The sequence below is a fragment of the Ramlibacter sp. 2FC genome, assembly GCF_005503345.1.
Taxonomy (GTDB): domain Bacteria; phylum Pseudomonadota; class Gammaproteobacteria; order Burkholderiales; family Burkholderiaceae_C; genus SCMQ01.
Window position 1 is genome coordinate 63,574 of sequence record NZ_SCMM01000001.1, and the last position, 18,967, is coordinate 82,540.

Here is an 18,967-nt window from a genome sequence, read left to right on the forward strand (position 1 = left end):
AATAACATGCACCCGTCCTTATCGATTCGATGTCTCGCAGATCTCGGTGCTGCGTTCCGTCGCGAGCGGAAAGCGCTGAAGCTTACCCAGGCCGAGGTGGCCCGCCGTGGCGGCATGCGGCGCGAGACCGTGATCAAGCTCGAGTCGGGGAGCAACGTGGATGCCCTAACTTTGCTGAAGGCCATCTCCGCGCTCGGCAAGGCGTTGCGCATCGCGGAAGTCGAGCGACTGGAGTACGAGGAGCTGCAGAAGTTTTTCGACGCGGATGACGATAAGTGAGCCACCCTGATCGATGCCGGAGCGGGTACTGCGCGTGATCCGTCCGACCTGCGCGCAGCTCACGGCAAGCTCCCCGAGGAAAGCTGAATTCGAATCGCTCGCGAAGACCGTGAGCGCGGCTGTGGCTCGCGCTCGTTCCGGCGGGCGGCAGGGAACAGGCCTGGGAGGATCTCGTGAAGTGAAGTGGTATACGTGAAGTCAGTCAAGCGAAGCAGCCGCTACGTCGACGACGGCTTATATCCCATCTTGTCAATGAAGCTACTGGGGTTTTCTGCGCTCGCAAACATGGTGAGGAACCGCCTCGCACGCGTCATTCCGACGTAGAACAGGTTTTTCTCTTCCGTGCCAGAAGCAGTAGGCGCAGGGAACTCGCCCTGTGCGAGGTTGGGCAGCACGACGTGGTCGAACTCTAAACCTTTCACGCTGGCAACGCTGGCAATTACAAGACTGGCTGACTTCTTCCGCTGACGCTGTTTCTGCTCGGCGTCATTGAGGCTCTGAAAGTAGTCTAGAGCCGTCTCAAAGCTCCTTGCTGCCAGTTTGAGTCCCTCGATGTTGCCAAGCGCGTCGTGGCGCCGCTGCTTGGAAACGTAGATGTCTCTAATGATGGACTCGATGTTCAGTGCCTTTAGCAGATCGCCAAGGAGGGTCGGGCCGCTTTGCTCACGGGCGAGCTTCACGGCAGCTTCCAGTCGCCTTTGCATAGAGGGCTCCGCAGTTCGTACGACTTGGTTCTCAAAGAAGTGTGTGAGGAAACCCGGAGCCTCCGTGACGCTTCGGATGGCATCGGCTAGGAGCGCCTCCTGGCTCTCATGCTCGCGTCCTTTGACATTGATCTTGCTGCCGCTGAAAAAGAAGAGCGCTTCCATCACTTTTTCGCGGGTCTGGTCATCCGCGACGCTGTCAATGCGGTCGGTCGCCACGGCAAGCAGTCCTCGAACGAAAAGCACTTCTGGACGCAGCAAGTAGCTGTCGAAACCCCTCGTGGTATAGGAGAAGCCATTCTCCAGCAGCGCGTTCTCAATGAGCACCGACTGGTACGAATGTCGCAACAAGATCGCGAGCTCATTCATCTTTGCCCTTGGCTGGGTTTGCCAGACCTTTGCCGCCTCCACAACCAGGCTTGCACATCCCTCCGACATGTTATAGCCGACAAGCGAGAGCTTCGTGTTATGGGGCGCCATTGAACTATATGGCTTCGCCGCGATGCGCCCGGCCTTGGTCGCGAGTGATCGGCCGAACCGGTAGCTATGCGTCAATGGATAGCGCCGAACCGTCCGGCGCGTATAGCTCTCTATGACATTGCCCATGAAGCTCGCATCGGCCCCCGTGGTTTCGTGAAGGACCTGATCGAAGTCGCCCACACCACAGAAGAAGCTGGGTGTGGTATTGAGAATCTCCTGCAGCACCATGAACATCGCTTTATTCAGATCGTGCATCTCGTCCACAAGCACGACTCTTGCCGTGAACGGCCAGGTCCGTAGCCCTTGGACCGGCTCACCTTCGTACAGGCGTCGTGCCAAGTCATACGTGGCGTCCAGGGGGCCCCGGAACAGCGGACGGTCTGCGTACTCCCTGCGACGAATCCGCTCATAGGCGTGGAAAATCCTGAGTTGCGTGTACTCGACGCCGATGGCGGCCGCATAGTCCGGAGAGATGGCACTGTCGCCACGTTCGTAGACGTCGCGCATGGTTCCCTTCAGCCGAGTGCTCAGCTTGAGGAACTCCTCCACCATCGCGCTGTCGCCAAGAGTGGGCATGATGAGTTCGGAGCGCCATCGCTCGCTTTCATCTGCCTCCACACGTCTGACAGCTTGCCAGACGAAGGGGCGAAGTTGCTCATCCTGCTCGTAGACCGGGACGGATGTTCCCACGATCTCATCGAGGACTTCAGCGCAGAACTCCTCAAAGGTCTGAATTCGGAATCGGCTGGCTACGTTGTACGGCACGCCGATCTTGGCGAGAGCCTCCCTCAGGGCATCGCATGCGGGCTCGGTGTAGGTGAGCGCCAGGAAGCAATCCGGACTCATGCCGCGTCGCCAGCTCTCCGCCATGCGCAGGGCCAAGGTGGTCGTCTTCGCAGCCCCCGCGTTAGCTTCGACGATGATGGTGAGATCCGTGGCCGATTGGATGGCCAGCTGCTCATCAGTAGGCTGGATAGCTTTTGGCTTGAAATGTATGTTCCGGGAGGAACCGTCGTTAGTTGTCATTTGCTCGCCCTCTCAGAAGTGCGGGATGTCACCAGCGACCACAATGCCTTCCTCGTTCCAGTCGAACTGGAAGGCCTCGCCCAAGTCGATGCACAGAGGAAGGAAGACGCGCACGGCCTTCTTCCCGGCATTCTCGCGCCAGGCCCGAGGGAAGCGGCCCACGGCGCTGTCGCCGCCACGGGGACCCTGAGCCAGGATCTGCATGAACGGCGCCTTGGCCGTGCGTCGGTGTTCGCGCGGTCGGTGGCTGTCGGCATTCAGCGCTGACACTAGGGTGTCCTCGCCCGGTGCGAGCTTGCACACCTGCTTGCTGCGGTGGCACTGCGTCTGCAGGGGCGGCGCAGTCCGTAGCCACTTCTTGAGGGCGTATCCCGGTGGGCCGGTCCTTGTGGAAATCTTTCTCATGCTCAGCGAGTCGCATAGCCTCACACGCCGCGCTCTGAAAATCGTTTTCATGCTAATTTCCTTTGATTTGGTTCTGCTGAATAATTGGTCACAACCGTTCTACACCCTGGCCAGTCTTCGTCCGGGGTTACTCCATGCTTCTTCCGGAACGGTCATCAGTTCCGTCTTCATGCCTGCGGACTGCCAGGCAGTCCGGGCATCGTGCTGCCCAGGTTCAGGACGATCGTCTTTGTGCAAGGGTGCGTTGCGAGCCGCGCCGCATCGGTCTGGCGCTTACGGCTTCAATCCTGGTCTGACAGACCATCATCTTCCAGCGCGATCCCATGCATCATGATCGCAGCGATGAGCCCCGCGTCGCCGATGGGTCCGTCCATGCGAAAATAATTCTTTTCACGCGCGCCGTCCGGCCAGGCCTTGATGACCACTTCGCCTTCGGCTAACTTCGATGCCGTCATCTCGAAGCGGTAGCCGCCGGACTTGCGCAGCGCTGGGCCTGTTCTGTCGATATGCGCGGCACATGCGTCACAGCGAATCGTCATCCAGCCCCCGGGCCGCAGCCGGCCGAAACGGCCGCAGCTTTCGCAGGTCAATTCCGACCGGATTTCAGCGCGCCAGACCAGATCGTGGACCTCGACGGGCGCCTGTACATAGCAGCGAAGGGCCGCGAACTTTTCCTTGATCTGCAGGTATTTGATGTCCGACGTGGAATGGCCTTGCTGGATCACCCGCCCGCGTATCGCGGTCAACAGGTCGTCCAGGAGCGGGTACCAGCCCGGGGCGACCTCGAGCCCTACCGCGGAGAGCTCGGGATATTTCGCGCGCAGTTCGTCTTGTGTCATGCGCCATCTCCCTTCAAAGGTCGCAGCATCGCGTCATACAACAGCGCGCCGACGGCAAGGCCGATGTCGTCGCGATGCGCGCGCATCGCATAGCACGCCTCTTCGCCGCCATCGACGGCGTGGCGCAGCGTCACCGAGACGAAATCGTCGTCGTTTGGGACAGCTTCCGTCTCCACCCGGAAGCTTGGAATGAGCGTGAGGGGGTAGGGCTGACCGCGACGCTCGTCGCATGTGTCGCACAGGGTCTTGACCCACGGCCCCGGCCGCCGACGGCCAAAGCGGCCGCATGTTTCGCACGTCAGCAGGGATCGCAACCGCGCGCGCTCGACGATTCCGGCGACATCGATCGGCGCCCTGACAAAGCAGGTCAATGCCCCGAACTTCTCCTTCACCTGAACGTACGTCGCAGAGTCCGCGGGCAGGCCGTGTGCGAGAAGCTTCGCCTTGACCTCCGTGGCGAGACCGTCGAGCACCGGGACCCAGCCGGGGTCGATGCTGTCGACCTTGAGGTTGGGGTGCTTGAGCAGGAGTTCATCGCTGGTCATGCCCGTCATTGCCCATTTCCTTCCTGGTGCTGGCTCATCGCGCGTAGAAACGAGGCGAAGTCGTGGTCGTACGACACATCGGAGAACGGCATCGCGGCGGAGTACTGCCAGCGGCGGAACGCTTGCTCGAGCCCTGGGGGCAGATCCTCGAATCGCACGAATTTCCCGCGGTAGGTCCCTGGGGGCGGATTAACCACTTGCCACACGGGGATCGTCCCGATCTCGTTGACTTGTTCAATGACGTAGCTGAGTCCGTCGCATGTCCAATCGCGGATCGGCCGAGCAGCTGGATCGGGGCCGACGTCGCCGTCGGAAGACGGTCGTGCGAACAACATCGGTTCGGTCAATTTATCGCGACTTGGCACACGTAACTCCTCTCGAGAAGAATGATTCATGAGGTCCGATTGGGTAAGGAAATCAAGTGACGGTGGCGAATATATGCGCAGCCCAGATTTTTTTCAACTCTTTCACCGCTCGATGTCAAGTGTCGGAGGTCATTAATCGCGCGAGAAATATGCTGCACGCGATTAATGTCTCGCTGGGGGTGAATACCATTTTTGAGAGTGGAGAAAATGCTCGTAATAATCCCGGCTGATCAGGGGAATAATTTGGCCGAAAAAGCTGATGTTGCGACGCTGTGCTAATGGGGTGGTGAAGTCGGCAGAAGAGTGTGCTGAAGTTGCCGATTGGCAGGGCGTGTCGTGGAATCTATGGCCTGCTTCAACCACTGTCATCCGTAGAACAAGTCTCTAAAAATCCTATTTGGTGATATGGAGGAGACATAAATAAGGTGTCATGGTTTCTAAAACGCCCTCCATGGCAGGAGCCAAGGCGTTGATGGAGGATCGATCTCGTTAGATCCTCGTGATGTCGCTGACAGCGCGATTGCGAAGTTATTGGCTGGCCAAAGGGGTGGGGTAGATTCAATTTTTGATTGCCCGAGGTGTGTTGTGTCGAAAATAGTTCGCCCATCGAAGACTGTTATGTCAACTCTCGGTCGGTGGGTAATTTTCGTGAGTCGTATTCACGATTCTGACTTTCTAGATGGATGTTGATTGGGATGTTATCTATATCTTGGTGGGTGTGAGGAAATGGAATTGATGCGAGAGTCTGGTTTCGAAGAGTTAATCAGCAATCTGTTCTTCAGGCCCAGAACGTAAGCTGCATTTTCTAGCCACTGTGTCGGCACATTGGGCGTGCGTGGTGGGGCTTTTTCGTCGGCGGCGCTTGCGCACGTCTGCTTGGCGTAGCAAACCCACTGCTGCTCCGAGTTAGGGATGCTGGCCCGATGGGTTATCGATGAGTGGGCGCGTCCTCTTGGTCATCTGGAGTTGGGGGGCTACTGAACAGTAGTTACGGCTCACTGGGCCGGGCAAAATTTTCTCTGAAGAAAAATTGTGCTCTTGTGGGCCGCCGGCCAAAAAATTTCCATATGGAAATTCTGACTGTTTGCCAAGACTTGCGTGGACTGCAGTTGGACCCTTCTCGCTGGCTAATGATCTTGTGCCGGGGCGGTAGTCCGAAGACCTTTGGATATGCGCTTTGTCAAGCGGACGGGCTGAGTTTTAACTGCAACGGAATCAGTCTGTGCGTCATCGGACTGAGAGGCCCAGCGGGTGCCCCGGTACACCCTGCGGTATGGATGGCCGAACGTTTGCATTTTCCATATGGAAAATGGCCAGACCAGCGCCCAAACGTGATTGGTGCCGCTGAAGCCTGAGCCTTCTTGGGGCTCCACGACCTCCAGCGCGTTGCTATGCATGCCAGCCGAAACATGGTCAGTTCTCTCTTGAAGAGCAGCCATGCTCAAAGTACGCCAAGTTGTGGCATTTTCCATATGGAAAACGCCTTACGAGTTTGGCGGCCTCGGGGTCTGTGCAGGTTCTGTCAGAGTACTTGGTGGAGGAGGAGCGGCCCCAAGAATCCTGTGTACCCGGGCGTTTTCCATATGGAAAACGGCCAGACCAGCGGTCAAGCCAGATTGGCGCTGCCGATGGCTGAACCTTCTTGGTGGCTCCACGACCCTCTGCGCGTTGCTACGCATACCAGCCGGAACATGGTCAGTTCTCTCTTGGAGAGCAGCTATGCCCAACGCGCGAAAAGAAATGACGTTTTCCATATGGAAAACGCCTGGCGCGACCGGCGAGGCCCCTGTCGGCACCCATACGGACGGACTTTCTGGTCGGAGAGGAGGCCTGACCGGCAGACGGCAGAGCAAGGGAATTTTCCATATGGAAAACTTCCTTTGCGGTCGACGAATCCAGTAGCTGCATCAGTGCGGACGGAGATCTGGCTAGCTCGCCCCTTCGAAGCACTCCCTCCATTCCTGGCAGTGCTCCCCGATTCGCTTCTCGAGGTCGTTCAAAGGCCGCACGTGTGCCGTTGGCTTCCACGGCGTAACGCCCAGCTAACCCCATCGACATTTTCAGTTAAATCGTGCATGGATGAGGCGCCCAGACTTTACTTCAGAGAAAGACAACTTTCTCCGTGAGTAGGTAAATATATTTACGTATTATTTTTATTGGCCGATGAAATCTTTGATGCTAGTAATTTTTAGCACCCGGTTAAATTGGGTTGAAAACAAGTATTTTTGGCCTCCCTTTAAAAAATACGGATTCGTCCGATTACACCAATGTGAGGGCATTGCCAGCATCGGTGCGGACCGTGATAGCTGGATTGGCCTGCCGAACTTGAGTCGCTCGGATTCTCGCTTTGGCTCGTAGTTTGGGCGTCCATGAGCGAATCCTTCCGGGTTGCATCTGTACTCGGATAAATGAATCCTCTGGATGTCTGAAGGCCTCTTCTTCCGTCGATTCGGATGCCCTCTAGGACATTACGTGTCATGTCACGGCAATGAGGCTCGGGCGACACGTAATGAGCCCGCTGCCTGCGCGGCGGGCGATTCGGGCATCGGAAATGTTGGGGAGACCAAATGGAGACGAAGGACATCGATCGTGGAATTCAGATCGCCAATAGAATTCTGGAATCCTTGCCGAAGAGATCGCTGAATGCGACAACGGAACGCCTGTACAGGAAGACCGGCGAAAGGTTTTGGAAGGCGCCGGAAGACATCTTGATAACCACATCGAAGAGGACCTACTATCTCCGGAAAGCCGCAATGACGTTCTATGCAACGGAGCAATTGAAAGTGGCGGTCGAGAGGCGTGACGATGCCTTGATCTCGCATGCGGCCAAAGTCCTACTCCGATTTCTTCGATCCGAAGATCCTCAAGATGGTGCCCCACCGGGTAAATGCCCCATCGCTTCTTCGAAGAAGCGCCAGAGCAAACGGCAGAGCCTTTCCGGTCTTCCTGAAAACTGGCGCGAAAGATTGGTGCAGGCCAGCAGTGGGGAGCTGAAGGAGTGGATCCTTGTGCTCGCAGTTGCCGGTGTCCGCCCAAAGGAAATCGAGAACGGCGTGGACATTTCACCGGTCGACGGTGGCGCTCGATTGACGGTTCTTGGTGCCAAGACGAATAACGGGTACGGTCAGCCGCTGCGCGTGATCGAAGTAATGAGTGACTTGGCCCTTCAGCTTGCCAAAGCGGGCGCGCGGAGAATTTCGGCACCGAGTGCAAACAGGGTTTCCGTGGCCATCGGGAGGCTAGGTCGACGGGTTTTCAAGAGGAGGGCGGCAGGTAATGTGAGTGCGTATTCGTTCCGCCATCAACTTGCGTCCGACCTCAAAGCTTCGGGGCTATCTTCTGTTGACGCCTCAGCCTTTCTCGGTCATGCGGTCGAAGACACTAAACGTCAGTACGGATCCCATAGTCAGAGTCGGGGTTCAGGTCGATTCAAGCTGGTATATGCATCCCGCATCGTCAAGCGATGTGTCATGCGGTATAACAGTCCATCGCGGGGCCTCGGTGTGAAATCGGAAAAATCAGTATGAAGTGGTCGTCGTCAGCAAGGGAAACGCTGATCAATTAGGCCCGAATCCTGCATGCATAGAACACCATGAAGCACCGCCCGCCACCGTCCCAGCAGCTGAGCTTTGCCAGCTACGAATTTGCGCAGAAGAAGCGCGTGACGCGACGCGAGAAGTTTCTCGCGGAGATGGAGCAGGTGGTGCCATGGGCGCGGCTGGAGGCGTTGATCGAGCCGAAGTACCCCAGTGGCGGGCGCGTGGGTCGCCAGCCCATCGGCGTGCCGCGCATGCTGCGCATGTACTTCCTGCAGCAGTGGTTCGGCTTGGCCGACGAAGCGCTGGAAGACGCCATCTACGACAGCCAGTCGATGCGCCAGTTCGTGGGCATCGACTTGGCGCGCGAGGCGGTGCCCGACGCCACCACGCTGCTGAAGTTTCGCCGCCTGCTCGAGGAGCACGGTCTCACGGCCAAGCTGTTCGAGGGCATCAACGCGCACCTGGCCGAGCGCGGGTTGCTGCTGCGCGAGGGCACGATGGTGGACGCGACCATCATCGCGGCCCCTCCCTCCACGAAGAACAAGGACAAGGCGCGCGACCCCGAAATGCACCAGGCCAAGAAAGGCAACGAATGGCACTTCGGCATGAAGGCGCACATTGGCGCCGACGCTGACTCGGGTCTGGTGCACAGCCTTCACACCACCGCCGCCAACGAGAGCGACGTCGCCCACACGCACGAGGTGCTGCATGGCCAAGAGAGCATGGCCTTCGTAGATGCGGGCTACACCGGAGTCGACAAGCGAGCGGAGATTGTGCAGGCGCAGGCCGAAGGCAGGATTCGCAGCGACATCGAATGGAGCGTGGCCGTGCGGCGCAGTCAGATCGCCAAGATGGCCGAGGGCACGGTGAAGACGCTCACCAAGGCGCTCGAGCGCGTGAAGGCGCAGATTCGTGCGCGGGTGGAGCACCCCTTCCATGTCGTCAAGAACCTGTTCCATTACAAGAAGGTCCGCTACAAGGGACTGGCCAAGAACGAGGCGCAGCTGTACAGCCTCTTCGGCCTGGCCAACCTCGTGATGGCCAAGAAGCGTCTGCTGGATTTGGCGCCCCAAGGCATTGGTGCGCCCTGAGCGCGGACAGCGGCCCCGAAAGGGCCGAAAACAAGGCCTTCGGGCTTGGAATCGAAATGAATTCGAGCTGATCTTGCCGCATCATGAAAAACAAACGGCCGCAGCGACGTGGCATCACTGAATGCGGCTTTGATCAGCGTTTCCCAAGGTGCAGAGATTATAAAATGGCACCGCGTGTGTCCGATGTTAGCCCGTAGAAATGGGTCGCCGACGCTGTCGCGGTGATAAGCCGGCCTTCACGTTGCAGCGGTTTCGCTAATTGATGGGCCATGTGTGGCGACCCGGATCGAGCGATCTGATCGAAGGGTTGACGCTGGAATTTTACCGTTTAGTTAATTTTCATCGAGCGATCAAAATGTTAATAAAATTCTGCCGCGTCCAGCGCTGCTTAGACTGAATTTTTCTGAATGAGTCTCAGCAGCTGACGAACCGTCGGCTGTTCGTGTCGCCCACCAAGAGGCTTTTGTCCGCCAAGGCGTAAAGTCGGGGTTGTTCCAACGTGAAATGATGGGATGATTCTTGATCTATTTGGTCCATCTGTCGAGCGCTCACTCCAGATCGGGGATCGTACTCGAATTTCCGGCTTATATAAGCCCGATGGTGTCGCAGTGCAGCAATTGATTTTAATCGCTGCTCAGGATAGTGGCTGGATTTGTGGCAAGTAATAATTATTGCTTCCCTCGTTTTTTTCTGCTTAGGTAAGTACCAAAGATTCGAATCCTCACGCATGAAGCAAGGTTCTGAAAAGATTGCTGACAATGGTGCTGAAGAGTTGCGTCCAAACCTGACTGCGCCGAAGCGGTATTGAGTCGCAGGTCCGGCATTTTATTGTTCCGGCGGATTCATTTCTTGGCATAAACTTCGTCCGCCAATTTATTCAGAAGGGCGATCACCGATTGGTATCCGCCCACAGTGGTCATTAGATCAATCGGTTTTCTGTACCCGAGCCCGACTTTTACGGTGGTTAGCCATTCGATGGGGTTTCTTGAAAGAACTGCTTGGGAAAGTTCGAGAACGGCTTCGATGGCTTGACGCAGCTGCGGTGAAATTGGTTCGGCCTGTGTTGGGTTGCCAGTTCTGTCTTTTGATTTTTTATTTTCTGTCTGAAAATAAATATCAGCCACGTGTCTTGGCAAAGAATTAGGTAGAGCATCGAGGTGCTCCTCTAATGAGATGCGCCCTAGACAATCTTTTCTGCGGACGGCTGAGCACTTCCAAAATTCTCCGTTTCGATCAACGCGCTTCAGCATGTGGGCACCACACCGGGGGCAGAATGGATCTGGCGTTCGGTGGAGTGTTCGATCCGGCTTGGGGAGAAGGTTGAAAAATTCTGAAGGTGCTTCGCCCCAGACAAACCACTCATCAGATATGTCGTCGTGTTTGGCGCCGTGTAACTGTGCATATCGCACCATTTCTTCGGGAACTTCGAGTGCAGTCTTGACTGCGGTGGTGCTCGTCTGCGGTGTATTATCCCGCCTTCCAAGCGTCGGTACTCTTGCAGCTTGACAATCGGCCGCTTGTTGTTCGTCGAACTCAATGATTTCCTTATGGAAATTTCCATGCTGGTTTTCGGAGTTGGGCGGCATGGATTTCTTCATTTAGCCAAGGATCCAAAAAAAACGGGAAAATGACAACTTCAATGTCAGTGGTATCGTGTCCTTGTAATATTGCACACGATTAATAGTGCATGATTGTTGTTTAAATAAGACACTGCACGTGTCGGGACGACAGGTGGGTGCTTAGACCGGCTTTCTGGCCGACCGGCGGGTCCACCCGGCAAGCTGCCGGTCGGCCAACGCTGCGCGGATTCGATGTTCGTAAGCGGTCGCTCGTAAGGGCTTGGCGTCGGCCAGGAGCGGACCAAAGTCGAACATCAGCTTTCGAGGTTCGGATCTGGCGCTCGCGACGCCGACGCAGTCGTTTCCTGTCAAGAAGACCGGATATTGTTGGCGGCGGTGTAAATCCGGCAGTATTCGGTTGTGAGAGCGCGGTTCTGATGGGTGGGGTTTTTGGCGCGGTACACATGCAGCAAGCAGCAAGGGCCTGCAACGGGTCCTTGCTGCGTGAGGGTGGCAGGAGATATCCGTTCAGAATGGCTCGTCGGGATCGAACGACGGCGGCGGCTGGTGATGTACGAGCTGATCGCGCCAGGCCGGCTGCGCGGCGGGCCCGTACATGGCCCACAGCTGCTGCAGCGGCACGGCCTGATCGCCAGCACGAGCCGCAAGGGCACCCACGCCAGGTTCGCCTTCTCGGGCGTGAACTGCCGATCCAGTACGTTCGTGGTCACCGGCAGATCGTCCCGACTGCCGGTTGTGTGAATGAACTTGCGCAGCCATTACGGCCGCAAGCCGTTGACCTTCATCAATGCCCTGCAACGATGGCGGTCGATGTCCAGACCTAGCGTGGGCAGCGCAACACTCAGGCGCTTGCTGCCGTAAATCCGGCCACTGGCTTCGAACGCCGCCATGGCATGCATACTGTCGCTGCACGCCGCAGGCGGCTGGCGGGCCCGTTGCCGGGCAGCGTAGTAGCCCGAGCGGCTTGACTCCCAGCACTCGGCACCGCTGCTTGACCGGGGCCTTCTGGTCCACTGCGTGACCATCTGATGAATCACTTCAGTTCCCGGGCGAAGAAGCCCGGTGTTTCTCAAACGCTTCAGAAGGCCGGAGGGCACTTTGGTGGGCTTACAGCGTGCTTTTTGAGTGCGCCCCAGCCCAGACGCTGCCTGAGACTTTCCCGCAGGCTTGGAAGGCTCCTGATCCAGCCCGGCGCACGGCTTCCCCGGCCTCGAGGCGCTCGTCCGGGTGCTGCTCGAAGTAGGCCTCGGCCACGGCCGTCAGGCGATTAACCTGTTCCCGCTGGGCCGGCGTGAGCGTGCGCGAGCGCAGCGCGTGGCCGGCCAGCAGGAGCACCTCGGCTTCGCGCTGGTCTTGTGGCTCCGCCTCGCCACGGGCGGCCGCCGTGCAGCGATCCAGCGCCGCCTGCTCATTCTCGACGGCTTGCAGGATGGTGGCGTTGCGCTGCTGGAACTCCTCGAGAAGCGGCCAAGGGCACTTCTCAGGGGTCACGACGCCGGCGGCGGCGGAATTGGCCACGGCGCGATTCCACACCATGTCGATCCACTTCGCGTCCTGCAGCTTGGCGAGCATGCTTGGGGCGCCGGCGAGGATCTCGTCGGCCTCGAGCTGCCGCACCCGGATCACAGCCTCGGGGTTGTTGGTAAGGCGCGCCGTGAGCAAAGCCGCGACCGCATCAGCGAAGGCCCGCTGCTCCGCACGTGCGAGGCACAGCAGCTCCTCGACGATCTGGTCGATGTCGAGAGCGTCCAACCTGCCGTAGGTGAGCAGCTGCGCTTGCCGGCGGCACCACACGACGAAGTCCTCGTCGTATGCAACCATGGGATGTGGGTCGGCGGGGCGAGGGGCGGTCTTGGTGGGGACGGCAAAGCGGTAGAGGCCGCTGATCGACTCGCGGGTCTTGAAATCGAGGAAGCCGTAGGCGAGCGCCTCGAGCACGCGAAACGCGTTGTCGTGGGTCATCTTCCCATCGAAGTCGGGGATGCCGACATAAAGGGTCAGTTCGTCGGCGCTCTTGTAGTTCGTCTCGCCGGCGAGCACGTGCACCATGCGGTCGTAGACGCCCGGCCCGATCAGCGCGATGCGCACATCGGCCACGTCGTAGATCTCGCTCTCGCGGCCCGTCCAGAGCACACCTTCGGGCTCCTGCCCCCTGCGCAGCACCGTTGGTTGGGGGATGTCGAAGCGGGCGGGAATGTCAAGCTGAATCGGGGTCATTCCAGTGATCCCTTGCGCTGTTTTTTGCACCAGCGCAGCCAGCGCTGGTACACAGGTCGCGAGAAGTTCTCATCGTCGGCAGGGTCGCTTCGCGCTTTGGCGATGCTTTCGATCTTTCCCAGCAGCTCGGGGTCGGCGATCGCATCTCGGCACAGGATGCGCCAGTCCGGAAACCGTGTGCCGCGTTCCATGATGCTGTCCACCGCAGGAAGGGTGTACTCACGCGTGTCGAGATGGCGGTGTTCCATGGGGTGCTGACGGCGAGGAATGGCTTGCATGTCGGGAGTTGCCCCGCCAAGGGCAGCAAGCCGTTTGCGGGCTTCGGCTTCCTTCTGCCATCGAATGCCCTTTTCTTTATCCAGCACTCCGCCGCCATACTCGCGGGTCAGGGTCTCGATCAGCTCTCGCTCCGCCGGCGTCAGCTTGTCCTCCTCGACCCACTTCCAGTTTCGCTCATAGAGAGCGAACGCCTCCCAGCCATCCATCAAGGCAGATTCGCCATCGGTGTGGCGGTTCCAGCACAGGAACTTCAGCTGCGGATAGTCTTCGATCCTGATCTTCATGAGACAGGCAGAGCGTGCGGCTTCAATGTTGTCCCAGATCTCGGTGGTCACGGGGCGAGCCGTGGCCCCGTCGAGCTTATGGGCCTTCAGCCAGCCCTCGAACACGTAGAACGCGTCTTCGTCGTATCCGGGCTCCCCCTTCAGCTGATAGACACGTCCTGAGCGAGTTGTGGCCGTCACGTGCGCCCAATCCCAGTTGACCACCGGGGAAGTGACGCGGCCCTCACCATCCAGCGTGCGGCCGATCACATGCCGCGATGGTGCAGAGGCGAGTGGCAGCGTCAGCTCGAAGACCTGCCATGCGCGGAGCAGCGTCTTGGACTCCTGCTCGATCGGGATCGGTCGGATGCGCGCTTTCCCGAGGGCGGTGCGCCCGTGATGGTCCTTGATGTCGGTTCGAGCGCCGGCGGTCAGTAGTAGCTCGATGACGGTCTCGCGGCCGGCGACATCGCTCGGGGCGAAGACGGCGTGGTGCAGCGCAGTGCGGCCCGATTCGTCCTGCAGGTTGATGTCCACCCGGGCGGCGATCAGAGCCTTGACGGCCTCGACATCGCCTTTGACGACAGCGGCGTGCAAAGTCAGTTTAGAAGGCATGGTGGTGGACTGTGACCCATTCGGTCCTGCGCATTGTCATTCCTCGTCCTCGTCTTCGGCAAAGGCGGACGCGATGTGCTGTGTCAGCCGCGCGCTGGCTACTTCGCGGGCTTCGTGGAAGATGCTCTGGATGTACTTGCCTCGGATGAAGAGGCTGGCCCGCATCTCGTCTGCGGCGGTGCTACCGTTCTGGTCCGGTATGTCAGGTCGGGCGCCGGCCACAAGAAGCTCAAAGAGCATGTCGTAGCTGCGGCAGACGCATTCGTGCAGTGCCGTGCGCCCTTTCTCGTCCTGCGCGTCGATCTCTACGCCGGCGGCAATCAGCGCCTGCACGCAAGGAACCGAAAAAGCCACATGTAGCGGCGTGCGGCCGTGCGGGTCTCGTGCGTTCGCGTTCGCGCCGGCTGCGAGCAGGACGTGCACCAGTCGGCCTTTGCCGAAGAAGCACGCGTTGTGCAGCGGCGTCCAGCCATTGCTGTCGACCGCATGCACGTCGACGTCGGCGCCGGCGTCGATCAGGACCTGCGCGGTTTCCGGGCTGCCAGCACAGTGCAGGGGAGTGCCTCCGTTGCTGTCCCTCGCATGCACGTCGGCACCGGCGGCGATGAGGGCCTGCGCCTTCTTCGCGGTGCCGCCGTAGTGCAGTGGTGTGGCACCATTCTTGTCACGAGCGCTCACGTCCGCGCCGGCCTCTAACAGGACGTTGACCGCCTCTCCTGTTGCACGGTGCAGCGGTGTGTGCCTGTGGTCGTTCCGCAAGTCGACGGGCACGCCTGCTCCAAGCAGCGTTCTGACGGCCTCGACGTCCCCTTTCATTGCTGCGCGGTGCAGAGAGGGTGATGGCGATCCGGAGGGCTTCATGGCCCTAAGTTTCGTCGGTTCTGATTCGCCTGTCACGAAATACCAATTTTGCCGCTCGTTGATCGGACCAGGGGCGCCGGCACGTTCGTGTCACCTCCAAATTCATTACGCTGACCGTATCAAACCTACACCATTACGGATTACGTAATGAACTAGGAGATGCCACGGAAAGAGGATCCGAGCGCGCTGCTGGGGCCCCCGAGGAGTCGGCTTGTGTCGAACACTTTCGACGTCGAAACTGCGGGATGCCCGACGCGTAGGGAGACGTGCCCATCAACAGCAGCAACCTTCCTGAACGATAAGGCTGACGTACAATATCAGCAGGTGATATAGTTAGGCATGAAACGAGACGCCGCCATTGACACCCTACTCGATCTGAACGGGTCGATCCTCGAGCAGGGGAGAGGCTACTGGATCAAGCTGGAGGCGTGGCGCGTCGAGGTGTCCGACCAGATCCCGCACGGCATCCGGTACTCGCTAACGCTGCACGAACCGTATGGCAACCGCATCTTAGGCTACGACAACGCACACGCCGTCAAGCCGCCCAAGAAATTCAGGTACGCCGGGCGCATCTTGGCGTTCGACCACAAGCACCGACACGCCTCGGACAAGGGCGTACCCTACGAGTTCAAAGATGCACAGCAGTTGTTGGAAGATTTTTTCGCGGACGTGGATCGCGTCCTGCTGGAGGTAAGCAAGCCATGAAATCCATCGTCATCGGAATCATGCCACAAGACCAGATTCGCAAGCGCGTGCTGGCCATCGCGCGCGGCGACTACAAGCCAAAGCCAAGCGAGCCGAAGATCTGGTTTACTTCGATGAAGTCCTTGGCTGAAGTGCTGAGCGACGACAACCGCGCGTTGCTGCACGTCATCGCAGAGACAGAGCCCGAATCCATCTCAGCGCTGGCCCACGCCACTGGGCGCAAGCCCAGCAACCTGTCGCGCACGCTGAAGACCATGTCCAACTACGGCATCGTCGACCTCAAACGCGAGCACAACCATGTGCGCCCCATCGCCAAGGCCACCGCGTTCCGAATCGTCGCCGCGTAGTGATTCAGCACGCATGAACCACATGCACGCTCTACCAACAGAAAAGGGCCAGAATTGTCCCAGAAGAACGCGTCCGAATCACTCTCGCAGCGGGACATTCGACGCGCGACTCAGCCTGTGCCATAAAAGGGTCGGAAGCCGCAGCCAGCCAGCCGATATACCAAGTTTCGACGTCGAAACTCTGAACGCGCCGCGTAGGGCGCCTGCGAGGGTGCTCTCGAAGTTTCGACGTCGAAACTACGCGACACCACGGAAGCCGCAGCCAGCAACGGCTGCGCCGAGTTTCGACGTCGAAACTCTGAACGCGCCGCGCAGGGCGCCTGCGACGGTGCTCTCGAAGTTTCGACGTCGAAACTACGCGACACCACGGAAGCCGCAGCCAGCAACGGCTGCGACGAGTTTCGACGTAGAAGATCTGAACGTGCCGCGCAGGGCGCCTGCGAGGAGGCTCTCGAAGTTTCGACGTCGAAACTACGCGACGCTACGGAAGCCGCAGCCAGCAACGGCTGCGCCAAGTTTCGACGTCGAAACTCTGGCCGTGCCGCGCAGGGTGCCTTCCGAGGGTGCTCTCGAAGTTTCGACGTCGAAACTACGTGACGCCACGGAAGCCGAATCCAGCAACGGCTACGCCGAGTTTCGACGTCAAAGCTCAGAACGCGCCGCGCAGGACGCCTGCGACGGTGCTCTCAAACTTTCGACGTCGAAACTTTCGCGACGTCACGGTGCCTGTGGGGCCCTTTCGCGGTGATCTACAGGGCGGAATCTATAGGGGCGTAAGTTTGATACGGTTTACTTATTGAACTTGTAGGCTCCGCTCACCGCCTACTCCAGACCGATGTCGGCGACTCTCAATTCACGAGCAACGGCAAAATTGGTATCTCGTGACAGATGCATGGGATTCGAGGAAACTTCCGGCATATGTCGTCTCTCACTAACGTCTTCTTCTCTGGCGCTGAACTTCGTGGTTCGAAACCGTGCCGTCGACGCAATTCAAGCGCTGCCCAAAGCAGGCATGTAGGCGGAATCACGCGGCAGCCGCCGCAACAAGCCGATGCACCGTGCAACGCGACCGGTGGTCAAGGTTCTGTGGGGCACTGGCGCGGCCGGGAATGCTCGTGGCAAACGCACATCCACACCACTGCACTGCAGCAAGTTCCATGACCGACGAAGAGCGAATCGTCAGCCCTCACCCTCGCGGCGAATCAGAGGACCATGAAACTGGCTCGGATCATGGTGAACTGCCGGAGGAGGCCAACGACGAGTGTGAGCATGTCGGGCCGAAGCACAGGCTGTTCGATATGAGCGCACTGGTACGTGCTCGGAGTAGCGCGTCGGACGACACCAGAGCAGTCATCGATCAGATCCGCTCTCGCGGCTCAATGCGCGCTTTGGCTCAGGTGCCTGAAGGCTACGCAGAAGCCTGTGCGGACCTTGCCAGCGCGTTTCCGAACTTCCTCGAGTTCATCAACGATCACCTTGTTCCGCAACTGGCTCTGTCGCGGTTGTCCGCGCAGCGTCAGTTCGGACTGACGCCACTTTTGCTCTTGGGTCCCCCGGGCATAGGTAAGACGTCATTCTGCCAAGCGCTCGGCGTCGCGCTTTCGCTGCCGTTCCACCGCATCAACTTAGAGTCCGCGCAAGCCGGCTTTGAAATCACGGGGGTCGCGCGGGGGTGGAATTCCGCAGGCCCGGGGCGTCTGATGCGTTGGCTGGCCGCAGACATTTCTGTGAACGGGCTCTTCGTGATGGAAGAACTTGACAAGGCTGGCGGTGACCCACGTTACGACCCGAAGGCCCCGCTCCTGCAATTGCTTGAAGAAATAACTGTCAGAACCTTCTGTGATTTGTCGATGCCGGAGGTCGAGTTCGATGTGAGTCCAGTCAGCTTCGTCTTCACAGCGAATACGCTCGAGGGCTTATCCGCGCCACTGTTAGATCGGCTGACTGTTTTTGAGATCCCCGCGATGACCTCCGATCAGGCGCGCGAGGTCGCGCGACGCCAGTATGCGAGCCTGCTCGAAAACTTCACCCTGCCGGGCGAGCCGCCGACGCTCACCGAGGAAGCTCTGGACAGTCTGTGCGTCGAGTCGCCGAGGCGGCAGCGAAAGCTCTTGCAGTTGGCGCTGGCACGTGCAATTGCACGCAGCTCCTCGTCGCTGTCGATTCGCTCGACGCAGACCATGAGCCGACGCCGGCTAGGGTTCATCTGACCGGTCATCGCATTAACTGCCGTGCGCGGCCAAATTTTTTTGGAATAGCAAGCTATCGGCGTTATACGAAAAGGAGAGGCTATTCAGGCTACCGGTCTGCGAGTGGCCATCCGCCGAGAGACCCGCGAGCTGGCCAGCGAGCGCCTGACAAAGCTCATTGCATCCGTGTTCAGCAGCGGCATAAATGAACCATAGTTACATGAGTAAATGCCGTGCGCAGCTCGGTGGCCGGAACGCCGCAACGTGGCGTGATCTCGCCGTTGCTGGCCAACACCTACCCAGAGCGATTCATCCCGGGAAGGAGGACCGCGTAATGCTGCGAGCCGACCGGCCACTGGTAAGCCGTGTGCGGGAAATCCACACGCACGGTTTGGAAGGGGGCGTTGGCTTCTGGATGACTTCACTTTAGGAACCAACGTCTACCAATGACAGTCGGCAACCAGCTCCCGCCTGCTCGCGGCAGCGACCCGAGCGACGAGCAGCTGCACGCGCTGATGCGCGCAGCCCTCGCGGATGCGCGCGCGAGAGCCGAGGTCGCGGATCGTGCCCTGCAGGCGGCAGTGAACGAAGAAGTCGAGAAAGTTCGCCAACGCTACCTTGCCAAACGTACTCCCTGA

Annotated in this window: 18 protein-coding genes; 9 read left to right on the forward strand and 9 right to left on the reverse strand. The window is 59.0% G+C overall.

Annotation, left to right across the window (positions count from 1 at the left end):
• The first annotated feature begins 6 nt into the window (after positions 1 to 6).
• Positions 7 to 279: a helix-turn-helix domain-containing protein gene (locus FFS10_RS00320; RefSeq protein ID WP_137890315.1), complete on the forward strand. Its 273-nt coding sequence runs from the start codon at positions 7 to 9 to the stop codon at positions 277 to 279.
• A 218-nt stretch (positions 280 to 497) separates the two neighbouring features.
• On the opposite strand, the gene FFS10_RS00325 is transcribed toward FFS10_RS00320, so the two are convergent.
• Positions 498 to 2,489 carry a 3'-5' exonuclease gene (locus FFS10_RS00325; protein ID WP_137890317.1) on the reverse strand — a complete coding sequence of 664 codons (1,992 nt, stop codon included), beginning with the start codon at positions 2,487 to 2,489 and terminating at the stop codon, positions 498 to 500.
• Between the two features lie 12 nt (positions 2,490 to 2,501).
• On the reverse strand, positions 2,502 to 2,945 hold the full coding sequence (locus FFS10_RS00330) for a hypothetical protein (RefSeq protein WP_137890318.1): 444 nt from the start codon (positions 2,943 to 2,945) through the stop codon (positions 2,502 to 2,504).
• A 33-nt stretch (positions 2,946 to 2,978) separates the two neighbouring features.
• Between FFS10_RS00330 and FFS10_RS00335 the strand changes: the two genes are divergently transcribed.
• Positions 2,979 to 3,278 (forward strand): PDDEXK family nuclease, encoded by a 300-nt coding sequence (locus FFS10_RS00335; protein WP_137890320.1) that lies wholly within the window; start codon positions 2,979 to 2,981, stop codon positions 3,276 to 3,278.
• Here FFS10_RS00335 and FFS10_RS00340 read toward each other — a convergent pair.
• Genes FFS10_RS00340 through FFS10_RS00350 form a run of 3 tightly spaced genes read right to left on the reverse strand, consistent with a single transcriptional unit; the run spans position 3,176 to position 4,673 of the window.
• Entirely contained in the window at positions 3,176 to 3,733 is a 558-nt protein-coding gene (locus FFS10_RS00340; protein ID WP_137890322.1) for a hypothetical protein, read from the reverse strand. The genes FFS10_RS00335 and FFS10_RS00340 overlap by 103 nt on opposite strands.
• Positions 3,730 to 4,287: a hypothetical protein gene (locus FFS10_RS00345; RefSeq protein ID WP_137890324.1), complete on the reverse strand. Its 558-nt coding sequence runs from the start codon at positions 4,285 to 4,287 to the stop codon at positions 3,730 to 3,732. The genes FFS10_RS00340 and FFS10_RS00345 overlap by 4 nt, the downstream gene beginning before the upstream one ends.
• Positions 4,284 to 4,673, reverse strand: a complete 390-nt coding sequence (locus FFS10_RS00350; protein ID WP_137890326.1) for a hypothetical protein — start codon at positions 4,671 to 4,673, stop codon at positions 4,284 to 4,286. Before FFS10_RS00350 ends, FFS10_RS00345 begins: the two co-directional genes overlap by 4 nt.
• Positions 4,674 to 7,210: 2,537 nt before the next feature.
• Between FFS10_RS00350 and FFS10_RS00355 the strand changes: the two genes are divergently transcribed.
• Positions 7,211 to 8,170, forward strand: coding sequence for a site-specific integrase (locus FFS10_RS00355; RefSeq protein ID WP_137890328.1), 960 nt, complete (start codon positions 7,211 to 7,213; stop codon positions 8,168 to 8,170).
• A 65-nt stretch (positions 8,171 to 8,235) separates the two neighbouring features.
• Positions 8,236 to 9,273: an IS5 family transposase gene (locus tag FFS10_RS00360; protein ID WP_137890330.1), complete on the forward strand. Its 1,038-nt coding sequence runs from the start codon at positions 8,236 to 8,238 to the stop codon at positions 9,271 to 9,273.
• Between the two features lie 842 nt (positions 9,274 to 10,115).
• Here FFS10_RS00360 and FFS10_RS00365 read toward each other — a convergent pair.
• A complete protein-coding gene (locus FFS10_RS00365) occupies positions 10,116 to 10,871 on the reverse strand; it encodes an antitoxin Xre/MbcA/ParS toxin-binding domain-containing protein (RefSeq protein WP_137890332.1) in 756 nt (251 codons plus the stop codon).
• Between the two features lie 531 nt (positions 10,872 to 11,402).
• On the opposite strand from FFS10_RS00365, the gene FFS10_RS00370 reads away from it, so the two are divergent.
• The gene (locus FFS10_RS00370) at positions 11,403 to 11,594 is read left to right on the forward strand and encodes a hypothetical protein (RefSeq protein WP_137890334.1); all 192 of its coding nucleotides are present in this window, start codon (positions 11,403 to 11,405) and stop codon (positions 11,592 to 11,594) included.
• Positions 11,595 to 11,960: 366 nt separating this feature from the next.
• Here the strand turns inward: FFS10_RS00370 and FFS10_RS00375 are convergent, their stop codons facing one another.
• Genes FFS10_RS00375 through FFS10_RS00385 form a run of 3 tightly spaced genes read right to left on the reverse strand, consistent with a single transcriptional unit; the run spans position 11,961 to position 15,088 of the window.
• Complete coding sequence (locus tag FFS10_RS00375; protein ID WP_137890336.1) at positions 11,961 to 13,070, reverse strand: DUF29 family protein; 1,110 nt, start codon at positions 13,068 to 13,070, stop codon at positions 11,961 to 11,963.
• The gene (locus FFS10_RS00380) at positions 13,067 to 14,227 is read right to left on the reverse strand and encodes an ankyrin repeat domain-containing protein (protein ID WP_137890338.1); all 1,161 of its coding nucleotides are present in this window, start codon (positions 14,225 to 14,227) and stop codon (positions 13,067 to 13,069) included. Before FFS10_RS00380 ends, FFS10_RS00375 begins: the two co-directional genes overlap by 4 nt.
• A 36-nt stretch (positions 14,228 to 14,263) precedes the next feature.
• Entirely contained in the window at positions 14,264 to 15,088 is an 825-nt protein-coding gene (locus FFS10_RS00385) for an ankyrin repeat domain-containing protein (protein ID WP_137890339.1), read from the reverse strand.
• 339 nt (positions 15,089 to 15,427) lie between these two features.
• Here FFS10_RS00385 and FFS10_RS00390 point away from each other — a divergent pair, with 339 nt between their 5' ends.
• From FFS10_RS00390 to FFS10_RS00405, 4 genes are all read left to right on the forward strand, one after another.
• Positions 15,428 to 15,793 (forward strand): toxin-antitoxin system TumE family protein, encoded by a 366-nt coding sequence (locus tag FFS10_RS00390; protein WP_137890341.1) that lies wholly within the window; start codon positions 15,428 to 15,430, stop codon positions 15,791 to 15,793.
• Positions 15,790 to 16,140: an HVO_A0114 family putative DNA-binding protein gene (locus FFS10_RS00395; RefSeq protein WP_137890342.1), complete on the forward strand. Its 351-nt coding sequence runs from the start codon at positions 15,790 to 15,792 to the stop codon at positions 16,138 to 16,140. The genes FFS10_RS00390 and FFS10_RS00395 overlap by 4 nt, the downstream gene beginning before the upstream one ends.
• Before the next feature lie 1,157 nt (positions 16,141 to 17,297).
• Positions 17,298 to 18,350 carry an AAA family ATPase gene (locus FFS10_RS00400; RefSeq protein ID WP_171015963.1) on the forward strand — a complete coding sequence of 351 codons (1,053 nt, stop codon included), beginning with the start codon at positions 17,298 to 17,300 and terminating at the stop codon, positions 18,348 to 18,350.
• Positions 18,351 to 18,775: 425 nt separating this feature from the next.
• Positions 18,776 to 18,967, forward strand: a complete 192-nt coding sequence (locus FFS10_RS00405; RefSeq protein WP_137890346.1) for a hypothetical protein — start codon at positions 18,776 to 18,778, stop codon at positions 18,965 to 18,967.